Origin of the sequence: Thiobacillus denitrificans (genome assembly GCF_001530125.1) — a bacterium.
GTDB lineage: Bacteria > Pseudomonadota > Gammaproteobacteria > Burkholderiales > Thiobacillaceae > Thiobacillus > Thiobacillus denitrificans_C.
This window is the reverse complement of record NZ_LDUG01000046.1, coordinates 1-15,550: the sequence shown is the minus strand read 5'-3', so window position 1 is coordinate 15,550 and position 15,550 is coordinate 1. Positions and strand designations below refer to the sequence as shown.

Genomic DNA, 15,550 nt, shown 5'->3' with positions numbered 1-15,550 from the left:
AGTTCGTGACTGTGCGTGTCCATCAGGCACACGGCGCGAATCTGCGGCCAGCTTCCCACGCCATACTGGTTGGCGCAGCAGCCCAACCCTGCGCGGTTCTCGGGGGTGTCCGGGGCGGACCACACCACGCCATCGACGGCCAGCACGCGCAGACCGTTCAAGCCCGGTGCCTGGGCGTCGCGCTGCGCTCCCCATGCCTGGGTGAGTTGTTTGAACAGGTGCGCCAGCGGCTCATCTCCCAGTCGCTGACGGCCTTGCACCGCTGCACTGGGCGCGCACACCGCCTTGGGCGCGTCCAGCACCAGGTCAAGCTGGCGCACCACATGCCAGATGGGCTGGTTTCTGAAAAGTGCCAAGCCGATCACCAGCCACACCACATGCTCGGCGGGCAGTCGGCGCCGCCGGATGGAGGCCTTGCCCGTGGCCTGCAAGGCCTGCTCGATCCAGGGCAGCTCAATGAGGCTGCTCAACCCATCCAGACACGCCGGCGTCTTGTCCAGCGTTTGCGATAGCTCTGCTTGAAATTCCATAAAAAAGGGACGTGATGAACACGTCCCTTTTTTACCCTACCTCGGCTGCAAATGCCTTAACTGACTGGCATTATCCTCATGGAGCCTTTTTTGTTTGGCTGTGGCCCGCGGAAATAATCCTTTCACTCGTTGACAATGGCGCATGGAACAAAATCAAGACCTCTCCGAAGACCGCCTGGCGAACGCCTGGGCTGAACTGCAAGCGCTGTCCAAGGACACGACACCGCTGCGGCCCGATGCCAATCGCCTGGCGTTTGCCGACCCGGAATTTTTGCTGCGGCGCGAAACGCGCGGCATCCGCTTTCAGCTTGAAATGCTCAAGCCCGAGATCGACCAGCAAGCGCTAGGGGTTGAAAACACCATCGTGGTGTTTGGCAGCGCACGCTTTCCCGCGCCCGAGCAGGCCAGCGCAGCCCTGAAGCTGGCCGAGGAAAGCGGCGATGAGGAAGCGCTGACGATGGCCCGCCGCCATGTGCGCAACGCCCATTACTACGAGCAGGCCCGCCTGTTTGCGCGCATCGTAGCGACCTACAGCAACCCGCGCCCCCCTTCAGAGCAGTTGTTCATCTGCACGGGCGGCGGCCCTGGCATCATGGAGGCGGCCAACCGCGGCGCCCAGGAAATGGGCGCCCTCAACGTGGGACTCAACATTGTGTTGCCGTACGAGCAATCGGCCAACTCCTACATCTCGCCGTCGCTGAACTTCAAGTTTCACTACTTCGCCCTGCGCAAAATGCACTTCATGATGCGCGCCAAAGCGCTGGTGGCTTTTCCGGGCGGGTTCGGAACGCTCGACGAACTGTTTGAAATCATCACCCTGGTGCAGACCCGCAAGGCCAAGCCCGTGCCCATCATTCTTTTCGGTTCCGAGTACTGGAAACGGCTCTTCAACTTTGAAGTGCTGATTGAAGAAGGCGCAATCAAGCGGGAAGACCTCGAGCTCTTTCAGTACGTCGATGACCCGCAGCTGGCCTGGGACGCAATCAAAACATTTTACGAACTGTAACCGGCAGCCCCCGGGGCGCCTCAGCTATCGTCCGGGTCCTTGTCCATCGGAATCAAGCGGGCCGACTCGAGCTCGGGCAATGCCTCGACGTTGCGCAAGGCCTTGCCCATGACGCGGCTGCGCTGCTCGGCGCTGCTCAGGGTATTGAGCACGGTTTCGGTCTGTGACTTCACCTTGGCCAGCACGTCGCCGAACTTGCCAAACTCGGTCTTGACGGCGCCCAGCACCTGCCACACCTCGCTGGAGCGCTTCTCAAGCGCCAGCGTCCTGAAGCCCATTTGCAGCGAACTGAGCATGGCCAGCAGCGTCGTGGGACCGGCCAGCGTGATGCGGTGGTCGCGCTGCAGGCTCTCCATCAGGCCGGGGCGGCGCAGCACTTCCGCATACAAGCCCTCGGTTGGCAAAAACAGGATGGCGAAGTCCGTGGTGTACGGCGGCGCTATGTATTTTTCCGACATCGATTTGGCCTCGAGCCGGATCCGGATTTCCAGCGCTTTGCCAGCCATTTCAGCGCCAGGCACATCCGCGCGCTGCTGCGCATCAAGCAGGCGCTCATAATCTTCGTTGGGAAATTTCGCATCAATCGGCAGCCACAGTGGTTCACCCGAATCGGAACGCCCCGGCAGCTTGATGGCGAAGTCGACCGGGTTTTTTCCGCCAGGGCATGTGACGATCTGCGCTGCGTACTGATCGACGGTAAACACCTGCTCCAGCAAACCGGCCAGTTGGGCCTCGCCAAAGATACCGCGCGTTTTGACATTGGTCAGCAAATGCTTGAGGTCACCGACCCCCTGCGCCAAAGTCTGCATTTCACCCAGACCCTTGTGCACCTGTTCCAGCCGGTCCGCGACCTGCTTGAAGCTCTCGCCCAGGCGCGTTTCGAGCGTGGTTTGGAGTTTTTCATCAACGGTCTTGCGCATCTCGTCGAGCTTGGCCGAATTGGTTTGCTGCAGTTGTGCCAGCTGCTTTTCCAGCGTTTCCCGCACTTCCACCATGCGGCGGGCATTGGATTCGCTGACCGATTGCAGCTGCGTGGTCAGGGTGTCCGACAGAGTTTTTTGCAATAGCGTGAGTTGCTGCGCAAACGCATCAATCTGCGCGTTTTGCGTGCGAATGGCTTCTGAACTTTGCTGCACCAACGTTTGCTGAAAGGTCGCAAACGTCGTGTTGAGCTCCTGCCGGCCACTGCGTGATGATTCGCTGATCTCGCGTCGCAGTTCACGCTCCATGCGTTCGGAGCTACCCTGCACAGCCGCCAGCAACTCGGCCTTGCCCTGCTCTGCCGCCAAAACCCCCGCAGCATCCGAGCGGCGCAAGGCCAGCCACAACAATACCAACCCATTCAAAACGGCCAGCGCCAAGACAAGCCACAGCAAAACGTCATTCAAAGCAATTTCTCCCAGGGCGCTATTGTTGTTCAAAACACCGCCATGTCCGGGGAACCGGGAGACAGGACAGCAAAACTGACAGGAGTGTCGATAAGATGACGTTCTATCCATCAGGTTTCCAAAATGCCGCTTCAATCTCCAGTGTCCGATCACAGGTCCGTCTGGCACACGCTGTCAGAGTCCGAGGCGCTGCAGACCCTGTCTGTCACCGCCAACACGGGCCTGAGCGGCGAGGAAGTTTCCCGCCGTTTAGAGCAATATGGCCGCAACAGCCTGCCAGCATCCAAGCGACGTGGACCCTGGCTGCGCTTGGCCCTGCAGCTTCACAATCCCCTGATCTATGTGCTGCTGGTCGCAGGGGCCGTCACATTCGCTCTAAAAGACTATGTGGACGCGGGCGTGATTGCTGGCGTGGTATTGATCAATGCTCTCATCGGATTCATTCAAGAAGGCAAAGCAGAGAAGGCGCTGAATGCCGTACGCGCCATGCTGGCCAGCCGTGCCACCGTGCTGCGCGAGGGCGAGCGACACGAGATAGACGCTGCCCTGCTGGTGCCGGGCGATATCGTGCTGCTGGAGTCTGGTGTGCGGGTACCCGCCGACCTGCGTCTGGTGCGGGTGAAGAACCTGCGGGTCAACGAAGCGGCCCTTACTGGCGAATCGATGCCTGTGGACAAGGGCACAGAACCCGTGGGCAGCGACGCGTCCATCGGCGATCGAACCTGCATGGCCTATTCCGGCACGGTGGTCAGCTTCGGCCAGGCGCGCGGTCTGGTGGTCAGCACGGGACAGTTGAGCGAAATTGGTCGCATCGGCACGCTCGTGGGTGAGGTGCAGACACTGGTCACGCCACTGACGCGCCGGCTTGATCAGTTCGCTCGCCAGATCACGCTGTTCATTCTGGCGGCAGGGCTGATCACCTTTCTCTTCGGGTATTTCGTACGCGAGATGCCGATGCTCGATATTTTTCTGGCGGTGGTGGGGTTAACGGTGGCAGCCATCCCCGAGGGCTTGCCGGCTATCGTGACCATCGTGCTGGCCATTGGTACCCGCACGATGGCTCGCAAGAACGCCATCGTGCGGCGTTTGCCGGCCGTGGAGACCCTGGGTTCGGTCACAGTGATCTGCTCGGACAAGACCGGCACGCTCACCAAGAACGAGATGACCGCAGTGCGGGTCATGCTGCCCAATCACACCCTGGACGTGACGGGTGCCGGCTATGCGCCAGAGGGGGGGTTTCACTGCGACGGTGTGCCCGTGGAAGCTGCGCAGGATGAGGCGCTGCAAGACTTGGCTCGATGCGCACTGCTGTGCAACGATGCACAACTCAAGCACGATGCTGCCAAAGGCTGGCAACTTGTGGGCGACCCCACCGAAGGGGCTTTGCTGACACTCGCCCACAAGGCTGGACTGGATCCAATCGAAACTGCCACATCCACGCCCCGGATCGACGAAATCCCGTTCGAGTCGGAACACCGCTTCATGGCCACACTGCATCATGACCACGCGGGCCATGCCTTCGTTTTGCTCAAGGGTGCCCCGGAGCACGTACTCGGCCTGTGCGTGCAGGATGCCAGCGACCCATTACGCAATGGCACCGCCTGGGAAGCGCGCATGGAGGACGCAGCTCGTGTCGGGCAGCGCGTGCTGGCGCTGGCGCGCTGTGACATGCGAGCCGGCACGACAGCGTTGTCCATGGCCGACATCACCCGGCGCTTCACCTTGCTGGGGCTGGTCGGCCTCATCGATCCGCCGCGGGAGGAAGCCATTGCGGCGGTTGCCGAATGCCAGCGCGCCGGGGTGCGCGTCAAAATGATCACGGGCGACCACGTCGTCACCGCGGCGGCCATCGGTCGGCAATTGGGGCTGAGCGCTGATCACGCCCTCACCGGAGAAACGGTGGAGTCACTGGACGATCAGTCACTCCAGCGCGTCGCTCTGGAAACCGACGTATTCGCCCGTGCCAGTCCCGAGCACAAGCTGCGTCTGGTAGCCGCCTTGCAGGCCCAAGGCGAGCTGGTTGCCATGACCGGCGATGGTGTCAATGACGCGCCCGCGCTCAAGGCCGCCGACATCGGCGTGGCCATGGGACACAAGGGAACCGATGCCGCCCGAGAAGCCGCTGATCTGGTGCTCACCGATGACAATTTCGCCACCATTGCCCGTGCCGTACGCGAGGGCCGGGTGGTGTTTGACAACATCAAAAAGTCACTGCTCTTCATCCTGCCCACCAGCGGCGGCGAGGCAGGCGTCATCCTGCTGGCGGTCTTCGCTGGCGTGCCACTGCCAGTCACGGCCGGCCAGATTTTGTGGGTCAACATGATCACAGCGGTCACACTGTCCCTGGCACTGGCCTTCGAGCCAGCCGAGCCGGGTGTCATGCGCCGTTCGCCGCGCAAGCCCTCGGAACCCCTGATCACACGGATACTGGGCGTGCGCATCGCCTACGTGAGCCTGCTCATGATCGCGGTGACTTTCGCCGTGTTCGAATGGGAAATCGCGCGCGGCAGCAGCCTTGAGGTGGCGCGCACGGCTGCGGTCAACATGCTGGTTTTGGGCGAGCTGGTGTATCTTTTCAATGTGCGGCACTTCACCGCGTCCGCTTTCACACGGGACATACTCACCGGCAACAAGATCGCCCTCTGGATGTGCGCGCTGCTGATCGCGTTCCAACTCCTTCTCACCTACGCCCCGCCAATGCAACAGGTGTTCCAGACGGCGGCGCTGGATGCCGCGTCCTGGCTCGTCATCCTCACGCTGGGCCTCGTCAAGTTTCTCGCGGTCGAGGTGGAAAAGTTCGTACTGCGTCGCTTGCATGTGCGGAGCATGTGAATGAATGCGCTGCTCACCTTGATCTTCTCGGCCCTGGCAGCAGTCATGTTGCTTCTGCATGGACTGGCGGCGTTTTCCGAAGAGATAACACGGCTCGGCGGCGAGCGTCTGCGCGATGCCCTGCGGCGCCTGACCCGTACCGGCTGGCGAGGGGCGCTGGTGGTGCTGGCGTTACCGCAGTAGTGCAGTCGTCCTCGGCCGTGACCTCCATGGCCCCGGCCCCCGGGCGCACCACATCCGTGGGGTCCTTGGGTTCGCTCGCTTTGTTATCCGGCGCACGGGGCGGGGCCGGCTTGTCGGGCGCGGGCTGCGGCTGCGTGCCGGGCAGCCCACCGATCTGCACTGGCGTGGCGGCGCAACTCCTCTCATGGCACCACCAGCACGTCGCGCAGGGTGTGGTGCAACACATGCTGGGCCATGCTGCCCAGCAGGTGCTCGGCGACCGCGCCCTGGCCGTGGTGGCCCACGGCGACGCAATCGGCGGGCAGCGCCGCCGCGCGCAGGGCGATGGCCCGCGCCGGCACGTCATCGACCACCTCGGCGGTGACCTGATGCACGGCGTCCTTTGTCAGCTCCTGCGCCAACTGCTCGAGCTGCCGGACGGCTTTTGCGTGCATCGAATCGTGCAGCACCTGTGTCTGCTCCCTCGCAACATCGCCCATCCACAAGGCGCGTTCCAGTGCCGGGTCCACCGCATAGAGCAGGTGATGGTGTGCTGCCGGGAACAGCATGATGGCCCCGGACGCTGCACGAATCGAACCATCGCGCATGTCGACCGCCGAGAGCACCTTGTCATAAGGCCGGGATACTGTCGACCGCACGATCAGGATCGGGCATGCCGGTGATCGAACCACTTTCGAAGCGGTGCTGCCCAGACCCGGCATGGCGGGCTCGGCGCGCGAACCGATCACGACCAGAGATATGTCATGGGCCGTCACATATGCGTTGATCGCACTGTCCGCGTCGCCGACGGTGAACCGGGCTTCGACCTCCAGCCCGGTCTGCGTCATCAGCGATGCCGCCAGGTCGGTCAGGTGCTGCTGCATCCTGACGTCCGGGGGCGGGCTCAGGGTCAAACGCTGCGGGTCGAAGACGCCCTTCAGGCTGTGCCAGGCGCTCACATCGAACGCATGCAACAGGCGCAACGACGCACCATGCGCCACAGCCAGTTGCACCGCACGCTCGACAGCCGCACTCGAACCAGGTGAGAAATCAGTGGCTGCCACAATGCTGAAAATCTTCGTCATGGTCTGATTCTCCTCGTAGGTCAATGCCGCTCCGGGAACGTGGATCAAGAGTGGCTACACTCATGCTTGATCATTTCCCTGCGGCGGATTTGATCCAGGTCAACTTGTGCGCCGACTTGAACGTGAAACTCGAAACTGCGTACGGTTCGTCGTTCCGCTTCTGGCGAAGCAGGGCCCGGCTTTTTGAGGGTTATCCAACCAACCTGAGTGAGCCACCGCATAGGGATTGCCATGTCAAGAGTGAAAGCGAAGTTGTCGCCATGAGCATAGAGTCCGCCGCCTTCGAGCGAGTGCTGTCTCGCCACGGGCGCGACCCGCATGCGCTGGTTCAGATCCTGCGGGAAACGCAGGCTCTGATGGGCTGGTTGCCCCGTTCCCTGCTCAGCGCGATGGCCCGCGAACTGAAGCTGACCCTGGCCCACGTGGAAGGCGTGGCCGGCTTCTACCGCTTCTTTCACACCCGGCCGATGGGTCGCTTGCGCGTGCTGTTCAGCGACAACATCACCGACCGCATGCTGGGTAGCGAGGCCCTGATGGCCGATCTGTGCGCCCGGCTGGGCATCAAGCCCGGCCAGGTCAGCGCCGACGGCCGGGTGAGCGTGGACCAAACTTCGTGCACGGGGCTGTGCGATCAGGGTCCGGCGCTGCTGGTCAACCACCACCATGTGATCACCCGCCTGGACGCGCCAAGGGTGGCGCAGCTGGCCGAACTGATCCGGGCTGAAGTGCCGGTGCCGCAGTGGCCGGCGGACTGGTTCGCCATCGACCACAACATCCGCCGCGCCGACGTGCTGCTGGGCATGCCGCTGGCGCCCGGCGCGGCCATCGCGGCGGCGCTGGCGCGCGGCGCGCAGGCCATGCTTGACGACATGAAGCGCTCGAATCTGCGTGGGCGCGGCGGTGCCGGTTTTGCCGCCGGGTTGAAGTGGGAACTGTGCCGCAATGCGACCGGCTCGATACCCGGCACGGCGCCCGGTTCGACCCATTACGTGGTGTGCAACGCCGACGAAGGCGAGCCCGGCACCTTCAAGGACCGCGTGCTGCTCGCGCGCCATGCCGACGAGGTGTTCGAAGGCATGACGGTGGCCGCGCTCGTCATCGGCGCCCGGCAAGGCCTGCTTTATCTGCGCGGCGAGTACCGCTATCTGCTGGAGCACCTGCAGGCGGTGCTGCAGCGGCGGCGCGACCAGAACCTGCTCGGCAGCGCCATTCTGGGCCGGGCGGGATTCGATTTCGACATCGCCATCCACGTCGGCGCCGGCGCCTATGTCTGCGGCGAAGAGTCGGCCCTGATCGAATCGCTCGAAGGCAAGCGCGGCACGCCGCGCATCCGCCCGCCGTTTCCGGTCGAGCAGGGCTACCTGGGCCAGCCGACCATTGTGAACAACGTCGAGACCTTTTGCGCGGCCAGCCACATTGCCGCGCAGGGCGGCGCCTGGTGGGCCGGCATAGGCACCCATCAGTCCACCGGCACCAAGATACATTCGGTCTCGGGCGACTGCGAGCGCCCCGGCCTGTACGAGTACCCCTTCGGCACGCGCATCGACCAAATCCTCGAAGACTGCGGCGCGCGCGACACCCAGGCGGTGCAGGTCGGCGGGCCGTCGGGCGTCTGCCTGTCGGCCTTCGAATTCGACCGGCGCATCGCGTTCGAGGACGTGCCCAGCGCCGGCGCCTTCATGGTGTTCGACTGCACCCGCGACATGTTCGAGGTGGCGCGCAACTTCGCGCATTTCTTCGCGCATGAGAGCTGCGGTTTTTGCACGCCGTGCCGCGTCGGCACCGCACTGGTGGTCAAGCGCCTGGACAAGCTGGCGAACGCGACTGGCGGGGGCCGCGGCTCGCGGCACGACCTCGACGTGCTGTTCGAGCTCGACCTGCTGCTGCACGGCACCACGCATTGCGGCCTGGGCGCCTCGGCCTGCAATCCGCTGCGCGACACGATCATCAAGTTCCGCCCGGCCTATGAGCGGCGGCTGGAGTCGCTGCACTTCGAGCCCGGCTTCGACCTCGATGCCGAACTGTCGATCGCGCGGCGCATGACGGGCCGCGACGATCCGGCGGCGCACCTGGAGATTTCACCATGAGCGACGTGCATGACATGGATGACATGCGCGCTGCGCCCGGCAGCCCGGCCACCTTTTCACTCGACGGCCAGGATGTTGAATTCCAGGCGGGCGAGACCCTCATCGAGGCCGCCACCCGCGCTGGCCGCTACATCCCGCACCTGTGCTGGCACCCGGACTTCCATCCGCACGGTTCGTGCCGTTTGTGCACGGTGAAGGTCAACGGCCGCGCCGGGGCGGCCTGCACCATGCAGGCAGCGGCGGGGCAGGAGGTCCAGAGTGATACCGCCGAGCTCAACGCACAGCGCAAGACCTTGCTGCAGATGCTGTTCGTCGAGGGCAACCACTTCTGCCCGAGCTGCGAGAAGAGCGGCAACTGCCTGCTGCAGGCCACCGCCTACCAGATGGGCATGGAAGGCCCGCACTTCGAGCAGTTCTACCCCAACCGCCCGGTCGATGCCAGTCACCCCGACCTGCTGCTCGACTTCAACCGCTGCATCCTGTGCGAGCTGTGCGTGCGCGCCAGCCGCGACGTTGACGGCAAGTCCGTTTTTGCGATTGGCGGCCACGGCATTCACACCCACCTGCTGGTCAACAGCGACAGTGGCCGACTGGGCGACGCCGACATGGCGCTCGGTGACCGCGCCGCGAGCATCTGCCCGGTGGGCGTGATCCTGCCCAAGCGGCGCGGTTTCGCCATCCCGATCGGCCAGCGCCGCTTCGACCAGGCACCCGTCTCGCAGCAGACCCAGGGCGATGGAGACTCGCCATGACCACGCCCGCCCCACTGCCGCCCTTGCAGGCGCCGCGCAAGCTCAAGCTTGCCACCGTCTCGCTGGCCGGCTGCTTCGGCTGCCACATGTCCTTCCTCGACATCGACGAGCGGCTGTTCGAGCTGATCGAGCACATCGAGTTCGACCGCTCGCCGTTGACCGACATCAAGCAGGTCGGCGTCTGCGACATCGGCCTGATCGAGGGCGGCCTGTGCAATGCCGAGAACGTGCTGGTGCTGCGCGAGTTCCGCGCCCACTGCAAGACGCTGGTGGCGGTGGGCGCCTGCGCCATCACCGGCGGGCTGCCGGCACAGCGCAACCACATGGATATCGGCGCCATTCTTACCGATGTGTACTGCACTCGACAAGGCCTGAGCGCGAGCTGCCGCATCCCCGACGACCCTGAACTGCCCCTGCCGTTGAATCAGGTTCACCCGATCCACGAGGTGGTGCACGTGGACTACTTCCTGCCCGGCTGCCCGCCCTCGGCCAACGCGTTCTGGACCTTCCTGAACGACCTGATGGCCGGGCGCACCCCGCATCTGGGCCATGGCCTGATGCACTACGACTGAGATTAGATGAAATGAGCGCCGACCTCGAAACTGCCTCCCAGCCGCAAGGCCTGCGCCGCGTGGCGATCGATCCGGTGTCGCGCGTCGAGGGCCACGGCAAGGTCACGCTGCTGCTCGACGAGAACAACCGGGTCCAGCAGGCGCGGCTGCACATCGTTGAATTCCGCGGCTTCGAGAAGTTCATCGAGGGCAGGCCCTACTGGGAAGTGCCGGTGATGGTGCAGCGGCTGTGCGGCATCTGCCCGGTGTCGCACCACCTGGCGGCCTGCAAGGCGCTCGACTTGGTGGTGGGGGCGACGCCCACCCCTTCCGCTGACAAGATACGCCGCTTGATGCACTACGGCCAGGTGATGCAGAGCAACGCGCTGCACTTCTTTCACCTCTCGTCACCCGACCTGCTGTTCGGCTTCGATTCTGATTTGAACCAGCGCAACATCGTCGGCGTGGCACAAGCGCACCCCGACATCGCGAAAAAGGGCGTGCTGCTGCGCAAGTTCGGCCAGGAGGTGATCCGCGCCACCGCCGGCAAGCGCGTGCACGGCACCGGCTCGGTGCCCGGCGGCATGAACAAGCACGTGAGCTTTGAGGACCGCGCGCTGCTGCGGCGCGACGTAGCCCAGATGATCGAGTGGGCGCAGGATGCGGTGAACATCGCCAAGCAGCTCCACGCGCAGAATCCCGCGCTGTACGACAGCTTTGGCAGCGTCCCGGCCAATATGCTGTCGCTGGTGCGCGCCGATGGGGCGCTGGACCTTTTTGATGGCGTGCTGCGCGCCCGCGATGCGGCCGGCCACATCATCCTGGACGGCGCCAGCGACCAGAGCTACCTCGACCTGATCGAAGAGGAGGTCAAACCCTGGACCTACATGAAGTTTCCCTACCTGCGCAGCCTCGGGCCGCAGCTCGGCTGGTACCGGGTCGGGCCGCTGGCGCGCATCCAGAACTGCGACTTCATCCCTACGCCCTTGGCTGAGGTGCAACGCCGGGAATTCCTGGCCTGGGGCCGGGGGCAGCCGATCCACGCCCCGCTGGCCTACCACTGGGCGCGCATGATCGAGGTGCTGCACAGCATGGAAGTCATTGCCGAACTGTTGGACGACCCCGACATTCTGGCCGGCGAGCTGATGGCCTCTGGCCCGCGACGACGCGAGGGCATCGGCGTGATCGAGGCGCCGCGCGGCACCTTGATCCACCACTACGCCGTCGGTGACGACGACCTGGTGACGATGTGCAACCTGATCGTTGCCACCACCCACAACAACCAGGCAATGAACACGGCCGTGCGATCAGTCGCGCGCCAATACATGGACGGCCGCGAGATCACCGAGGGCCTGCTCAACCACATCGAAGTCGCGATCCGGGCCTACGACCCCTGCCTGTCCTGCGCCACCCATGCGCTGGGGCAGATGCCGCTGGACGTGACGCTGGTCGGGCCGCAGGGCGAGTTGCTCGACCGCGTCGTCCGGTCGCAGCGCGGCGAGCTGCGGCGCGCCCTGGGTGCATCCGGTGGAGCGCCGCCATGATGCCGCGCGCCGAACCCGTGGCGCCTGTACTGGTGTTCGGCTGGGGCAACCCGAGCCGCGGCGACGACGCGCTCGGGCCGATGTTGCTTGAGCAACTGGACGCGCTGCTCGCCGCCACGCCGCTGAGGGGCGTTGAGCTGCTGACCGACTTCCAGTTGCAGGTGGAGCACGCGCTGGATCTGGCCGCTCGCCAGCGGGTGCTGTTCGTCGATGCCAGCCTGAATGGCGCCGCGCCGTTCGAGGTGACGGCGCTAACGGCGGCGCGCGATATGAGCTTCAGCACCCATGCCATGTCGCCGCAGGCGGTGATGCAGGTGTTTCGCGACCTGCACGGCATCGAGCCGCCGCCGTGCACCCTGCTGGCGATCCGCGGCGAGCGCTTTGAGCTCGGTGAGCCACCCAGCGAGGCGGCCCGGGCCAACCTGGCGCTGGCCGTGGCCTGGACCCTGCGCTGGCTGGCTGCGCAAAATTCTGGTGGCGCACCAATGATCCCCGGCGAGGCGGCCCATGCATGAGTTGAGCCTGGCCGGGGATATCTTGCGCCTGGTGGAAGACGCCGCCGCACGCGAGCATTTCCGGCGTGTCGCGCATCTGCGTCTGGAGGCGGGCGCGCTGGCCGGCGTCGAAGTCAGTGCGCTGCGCTTCGCGCTCGATGCCATCGCCCCCGGCACCTGCCTGGACGGCGCGCAGATCACCATCGACGAGCCGCCCGGCCGCGCCTGGTGTCCGCGCTGTGCCACCGAGGTGACCCTCGCCAGCCGGGCCGATCCCTGCCCGCAGTGCCTGGGTTATCCTGTTCATCCCACCGGCGGCACCGATTTGCGCGTGCTTGAGCTGATGGTGCAAGACGATGGGGTGAGACCTTGCGGGACAGACCTTTAGCTCTGTCCCCAACTGATTAAGGAAATGCATCATGTGTGTAATTTGCGGCTGCGACGCCCACGCCCCCGATCCGGCCACCGGTGTGCTGCACTATGGCGCCGGGCCCGCCGGATTGAGTCCGTTGCGGGCGATCCAGCTCGAAGCCGACGTGCTGGGCGCCAACAAGCGGCAAGCCGCGCGCAACCGGGCGCACTTTGCGGCGCACGGCGTGACGGCGTACAACCTCCTCTCCAGCCCGGGCTCGGGCAAGACCACGCTGCTGTGCGCCACCATCGAAGCCCTCAAAAGCCGCACGCCAGCTTGGCCGCTGGCGGTGATCGAAGGCGACCAGCAGACCAGCCTGGACGCTGACCGGATTCGCGCCACCGGTGCGCCGGCGATCCAGGTCAACACCGGGCGCGGCTGCCACCTCGACGCCCGGATGGTGGGCGACGCCTTTGAGCGGCTGGACCTGCACACCCATCACGCCCACCCCGCCGACCATGCCCACCACGATGGCGAGAATCACCACGGCGGCCAGCACAGCGGGGCGCTGCTGTTCATCGAGAACGTCGGCAACCTGGTCTGCCCGGCGCTGTGGGATCTGGGCGAGGCCGCCAAGGTCGTGGTGCTGTCGGTGACCGAGGGCGAAGACAAGCCGCTCAAGTACCCCGACATGTTCGCCGCCGCGCGCCTGATGGTTCTCAACAAGATCGACCTGCTGCCGCACGTGGACTTCGATGTCGAGCGCTGCATCGCGTACGCGCGCCGCATCAACCCCGGCATCGACGTGCTGCAACTCTCGGCGACGCGCGGCGACGGCATGGACGCCTGGATCGACTGGCTGCGCCAGCCGGTGGCCGAAGTCCGCACCGTAGCGCCGTGAGCACATGAGCACATGAGCGCCGCCATCATGACTTCCCGCCTGCCGTGCCCGGCGCCGGCGCGCGTGCTGGCCTGCGGCGCCTACCTGAAAAACCGTGCCTGCCTGCTCGATGGCGACCAGGTTCACTGGTCTCCGGTGCATGGCGACCTGGGCGAAGCCGCAAGCCGTGTGGCGCTGGAGCGCTCGGTCGAGTCGCTGCTGGCGCGGGCGTCGGGCCCGCTGCAGGCGGTGGCGCACGACCTGCACCCGGATTTCCACAGCACCCGCGTTGCCCTGGCGCTGGCCGAGCAGTTGCAGGCGCCGGCCATCGGCGTGCAGCACCACCACGCGCACATCGGCGTGGTGCTGGCCGAGCACGCCGTCGCGGGCCCGGTGATCGGCCTGGCGCTCGACGGCGTGGGTCTTGGCGACGACGGCAGCGCCTGGGGCGGCGAGCTGCTGTGGGTCAACGGGGTTGCCGCGACGCAGCAGTGGCAACGCCTGGACCACCTGGTGCCGCTGCCCATGCCCGGCGCGGACGCAGCGGCGCGCGAACCCTGGCGCATGGCGGCGGCCGCGCTCCATGCCCTGGGCCGTGGCGACGAGATCGAGCCGCGCTTCGCGCCGCACGTGGGCGTGATGGCCGCCAGAGGGGTGCACACCCTGTTGCAACGCGACCTGCAGTGCCCGCGCAGCAGCAGCGCAGGCCGCTGGTTCGACGCCGCGGCCGGCGCGCTGGGTTTGAGCGTGCGCCAGGCTTTCGAGGCCGAGGCGGCCATGACGCTCGAGCTGCGGGCGCGCGAATGGCTGCAGGCGCACCCCGAATTCGAACTGCCCTGGACCTCGCTCGACTTGCGTCCGCTAGTGGCCGAGCTGTTCACCCTGGCCGGCAGCGGCCCCCAGGCGCAGGCCCGGGGCGCAGCCCTGTTCCACCTGGCCCTGGCCGGGGGCTTGGCGCATCGCGCCACCGAGCTGGCACACACGCATGGCACGCGCAACGTGGTGCTGGGCGGCGGCTGCTTCGCCAACCAGGTGCTGGCCGATCGCCTGGGCGCCGCGTTGCGGCGCGCCGGCCTCGCTGTGTTTGAGCCGCACGGCGCGGGCTGCGGCGACGCCGGCCTGGCGCTGGGCCAGGCCTGGATCGCCGCCTGCGCGCGGCACGCCGGTGGCAGCAGCGGTGCCGTCGGTGCGGTGCCCGCGGCCGCTGCCCTCGAAACGGAGACCTGATCATGTGCCTGGCCCTGCCCGCCCGCATCGTGGAACTCATCGGCACCGAGGGCGCCATCGTCGAGCTTGGCGGCGTGCGCAAGACGATCTCCATCGCTCTGGTACCCGACGCACTGCCCGGCGACTACGTGATCGTGCACGTCGGCCATGCCATCGGCAGGCTCGATGTCGAAGAGGCGCAGGCCACGCTGGCCCTGTTCGCCGAACTGGCCCGGAGCCCGACATGAACTACGTCGATGAATTCCGCGACGGCGCGCTGGCGCAAAACATTGCCGCGCGCCTGAGGGCCGAGGCGGACCCGGCGCGGCGCTACCGCTTCATGGAGTTCTGCGGCGGCCACACCCATGCGCTGGCGCGTTACGGCGTTGTCGATCTGCTGCCGCACAACGTGCGCATGATCCACGGCCCCGGCTGCCCGGTGTGCGTGCTGCCGGTCGGCCGCATCGACATGGCGATCCGGCTGGCCCTGGACCAGGGTGTGACGCTGTGCAGCTATGGCGACGTGATGCGCGTGCCCGCCTCGGGCGATTTGTCGCTGCTGCGCGCCAAGGCCCGCGGCGCCGACATCCGCATGGTGTATTCGCCGGCCGACGCCCTGGCGCTGGCGCGCGGGCAGCCCGGGCGCGAGGTGGTGTTTCTCGCCATCGGCTTCGAGACCAC

General features: G+C 65.8%; 15 protein-coding genes and 1 pseudogene. 13 read left to right on the top strand and 3 right to left on the bottom strand.

Annotation, left to right across the window (positions count from 1 at the left end):
* A partial coding sequence (locus ABW22_RS13975) for a transposase domain-containing protein (protein WP_193393312.1) occupies positions 1-530 on the bottom strand: 530 nt, incomplete at its 3' end.
* 142 nt (positions 531-672) lie between these two features.
* Between ABW22_RS13975 and ABW22_RS13970 the strand changes: the two genes are divergently transcribed.
* Positions 673-1,536 carry a TIGR00730 family Rossman fold protein gene (locus ABW22_RS13970; protein WP_059758014.1) on the top strand — a complete coding sequence of 288 codons (864 nt, stop codon included), beginning with the start codon at positions 673-675 and terminating at the stop codon, positions 1,534-1,536.
* 20 nt (positions 1,537-1,556) lie between these two features.
* On the opposite strand, the gene rmuC is transcribed toward ABW22_RS13970, so the two are convergent.
* A complete protein-coding gene (rmuC, locus tag ABW22_RS13965) occupies positions 1,557-2,924 on the bottom strand; it encodes a DNA recombination protein RmuC (RefSeq protein ID WP_059758009.1) in 1,368 nt (455 codons plus the stop codon).
* Positions 2,925-3,047: 123 nt separating this feature from the next.
* Between rmuC and ABW22_RS13960 the strand changes: the two genes are divergently transcribed.
* Together ABW22_RS13960 and ABW22_RS17440 are read left to right on the top strand one after the other, a co-directional pair.
* Positions 3,048-5,756, top strand: a complete 2,709-nt coding sequence (locus ABW22_RS13960; protein WP_059758006.1) for a cation-translocating P-type ATPase — start codon at positions 3,048-3,050, stop codon at positions 5,754-5,756.
* Positions 5,757-5,939, top strand: a complete 183-nt coding sequence (locus tag ABW22_RS17440) for a hypothetical protein (RefSeq protein ID WP_059758004.1) — start codon at positions 5,757-5,759, stop codon at positions 5,937-5,939.
* Between the two features lie 182 nt (positions 5,940-6,121).
* Here ABW22_RS17440 and ABW22_RS13950 read toward each other — a convergent pair whose 3' ends face one another.
* Positions 6,122-7,003: a universal stress protein gene (locus ABW22_RS13950; protein ID WP_157648658.1), complete on the bottom strand. Its 882-nt coding sequence runs from the start codon at positions 7,001-7,003 to the stop codon at positions 6,122-6,124.
* Between the two features lie 260 nt (positions 7,004-7,263).
* Here ABW22_RS13950 and ABW22_RS13945 point away from each other — a divergent pair, with 260 nt between their 5' ends.
* The 10 genes and pseudogenes from ABW22_RS13945 to ABW22_RS13900 all read left to right on the top strand — a co-directional run.
* Positions 7,264-9,090, top strand: coding sequence for an NAD(P)H-dependent oxidoreductase subunit E (locus ABW22_RS13945; RefSeq protein ID WP_059757997.1), 1,827 nt, complete (start codon positions 7,264-7,266; stop codon positions 9,088-9,090).
* Positions 9,087-9,842, top strand: a complete 756-nt coding sequence (locus ABW22_RS13940) for a 2Fe-2S iron-sulfur cluster-binding protein (protein ID WP_237763356.1) — start codon at positions 9,087-9,089, stop codon at positions 9,840-9,842. Before ABW22_RS13945 ends, ABW22_RS13940 begins: the two co-directional genes overlap by 4 nt.
* Complete coding sequence (locus ABW22_RS13935) at positions 9,839-10,414, top strand: NADP oxidoreductase (RefSeq protein WP_059757993.1); 576 nt, start codon at positions 9,839-9,841, stop codon at positions 10,412-10,414. The genes ABW22_RS13940 and ABW22_RS13935 overlap by 4 nt, the downstream gene beginning before the upstream one ends.
* A gap of 11 nt (positions 10,415-10,425) precedes the next feature.
* Positions 10,426-11,937 carry a Ni/Fe hydrogenase subunit alpha gene (locus ABW22_RS13930; RefSeq protein WP_059757989.1) on the top strand — a complete coding sequence of 504 codons (1,512 nt, stop codon included), beginning with the start codon at positions 10,426-10,428 and terminating at the stop codon, positions 11,935-11,937.
* Positions 11,934-12,452 (top strand): hydrogenase maturation protease, encoded by a 519-nt coding sequence (locus ABW22_RS13925; RefSeq protein WP_082708873.1) that lies wholly within the window; start codon positions 11,934-11,936, stop codon positions 12,450-12,452. Before ABW22_RS13930 ends, ABW22_RS13925 begins: the two co-directional genes overlap by 4 nt.
* Positions 12,445-12,819, top strand: a complete 375-nt coding sequence (locus tag ABW22_RS13920) for a hydrogenase maturation nickel metallochaperone HypA (RefSeq protein WP_059757986.1) — start codon at positions 12,445-12,447, stop codon at positions 12,817-12,819. Before ABW22_RS13925 ends, ABW22_RS13920 begins: the two co-directional genes overlap by 8 nt.
* A 31-nt stretch (positions 12,820-12,850) precedes the next feature.
* Positions 12,851-13,684: a hydrogenase nickel incorporation protein HypB gene (gene hypB / locus ABW22_RS13915; RefSeq protein ID WP_059757982.1), complete on the top strand. Its 834-nt coding sequence runs from the start codon at positions 12,851-12,853 to the stop codon at positions 13,682-13,684.
* Positions 13,685-13,696: 12 nt separating this feature from the next.
* Positions 13,697-14,890: a hypothetical protein gene (locus ABW22_RS13910; RefSeq protein WP_059757978.1), complete on the top strand. Its 1,194-nt coding sequence runs from the start codon at positions 13,697-13,699 to the stop codon at positions 14,888-14,890.
* A gap of 2 nt (positions 14,891-14,892) precedes the next feature.
* On the top strand, positions 14,893-15,117 hold the full coding sequence (locus tag ABW22_RS13905; protein WP_059757976.1) for a HypC/HybG/HupF family hydrogenase formation chaperone: 225 nt from the start codon (positions 14,893-14,895) through the stop codon (positions 15,115-15,117).
* A pseudogene (locus tag ABW22_RS13900) lies at positions 15,114-15,550 on the top strand (hydrogenase formation protein HypD); the annotation flags it as partial. The gene ABW22_RS13905 and the pseudogene ABW22_RS13900, both read left to right, overlap by 4 nt.

Excerpts from the sequence above, each read along its gene's own strand:
- ABW22_RS13935 (WP_059757993.1), top strand. The coding sequence starts at position 9,839 with ATGACCACGCCCGCCCCACTGCCGCCCTTGCAGGCGCCGCGCAAGCTC.
- ABW22_RS13930 (WP_059757989.1), top strand. The coding sequence starts at position 10,426 with ATGAGCGCCGACCTCGAAACTGCCTCCCAGCCGCAAGGCCTGCGCCGC.
- ABW22_RS13905 (WP_059757976.1), top strand. The coding sequence starts at position 14,893 with ATGTGCCTGGCCCTGCCCGCCCGCATCGTGGAACTCATCGGCACCGAG.
- hypB (WP_059757982.1), top strand. The coding sequence starts at position 12,851 with ATGTGTGTAATTTGCGGCTGCGACGCCCACGCCCCCGATCCGGCCACC.
- ABW22_RS13920 (WP_059757986.1), top strand. The coding sequence starts at position 12,445 with ATGCATGAGTTGAGCCTGGCCGGGGATATCTTGCGCCTGGTGGAAGAC.
- ABW22_RS13940 (WP_237763356.1), top strand. The coding sequence starts at position 9,087 with ATGAGCGACGTGCATGACATGGATGACATGCGCGCTGCGCCCGGCAGC.
- ABW22_RS13945 (WP_059757997.1), top strand. The coding sequence starts at position 7,264 with ATGAGCATAGAGTCCGCCGCCTTCGAGCGAGTGCTGTCTCGCCACGGG.
- ABW22_RS13910 (WP_059757978.1), top strand. The coding sequence starts at position 13,697 with ATGAGCGCCGCCATCATGACTTCCCGCCTGCCGTGCCCGGCGCCGGCG.
- ABW22_RS13925 (WP_082708873.1), top strand. The coding sequence starts at position 11,934 with ATGATGCCGCGCGCCGAACCCGTGGCGCCTGTACTGGTGTTCGGCTGG.
- ABW22_RS13950 (WP_157648658.1), bottom strand. The coding sequence starts at position 7,003 with ATGACGAAGATTTTCAGCATTGTGGCAGCCACTGATTTCTCACCTGGT.
- ABW22_RS13970 (WP_059758014.1), top strand. The coding sequence starts at position 673 with ATGGAACAAAATCAAGACCTCTCCGAAGACCGCCTGGCGAACGCCTGG.
- ABW22_RS13960 (WP_059758006.1), top strand. The coding sequence starts at position 3,048 with ATGCCGCTTCAATCTCCAGTGTCCGATCACAGGTCCGTCTGGCACACG.
- ABW22_RS17440 (WP_059758004.1), top strand. The coding sequence starts at position 5,757 with ATGAATGCGCTGCTCACCTTGATCTTCTCGGCCCTGGCAGCAGTCATG.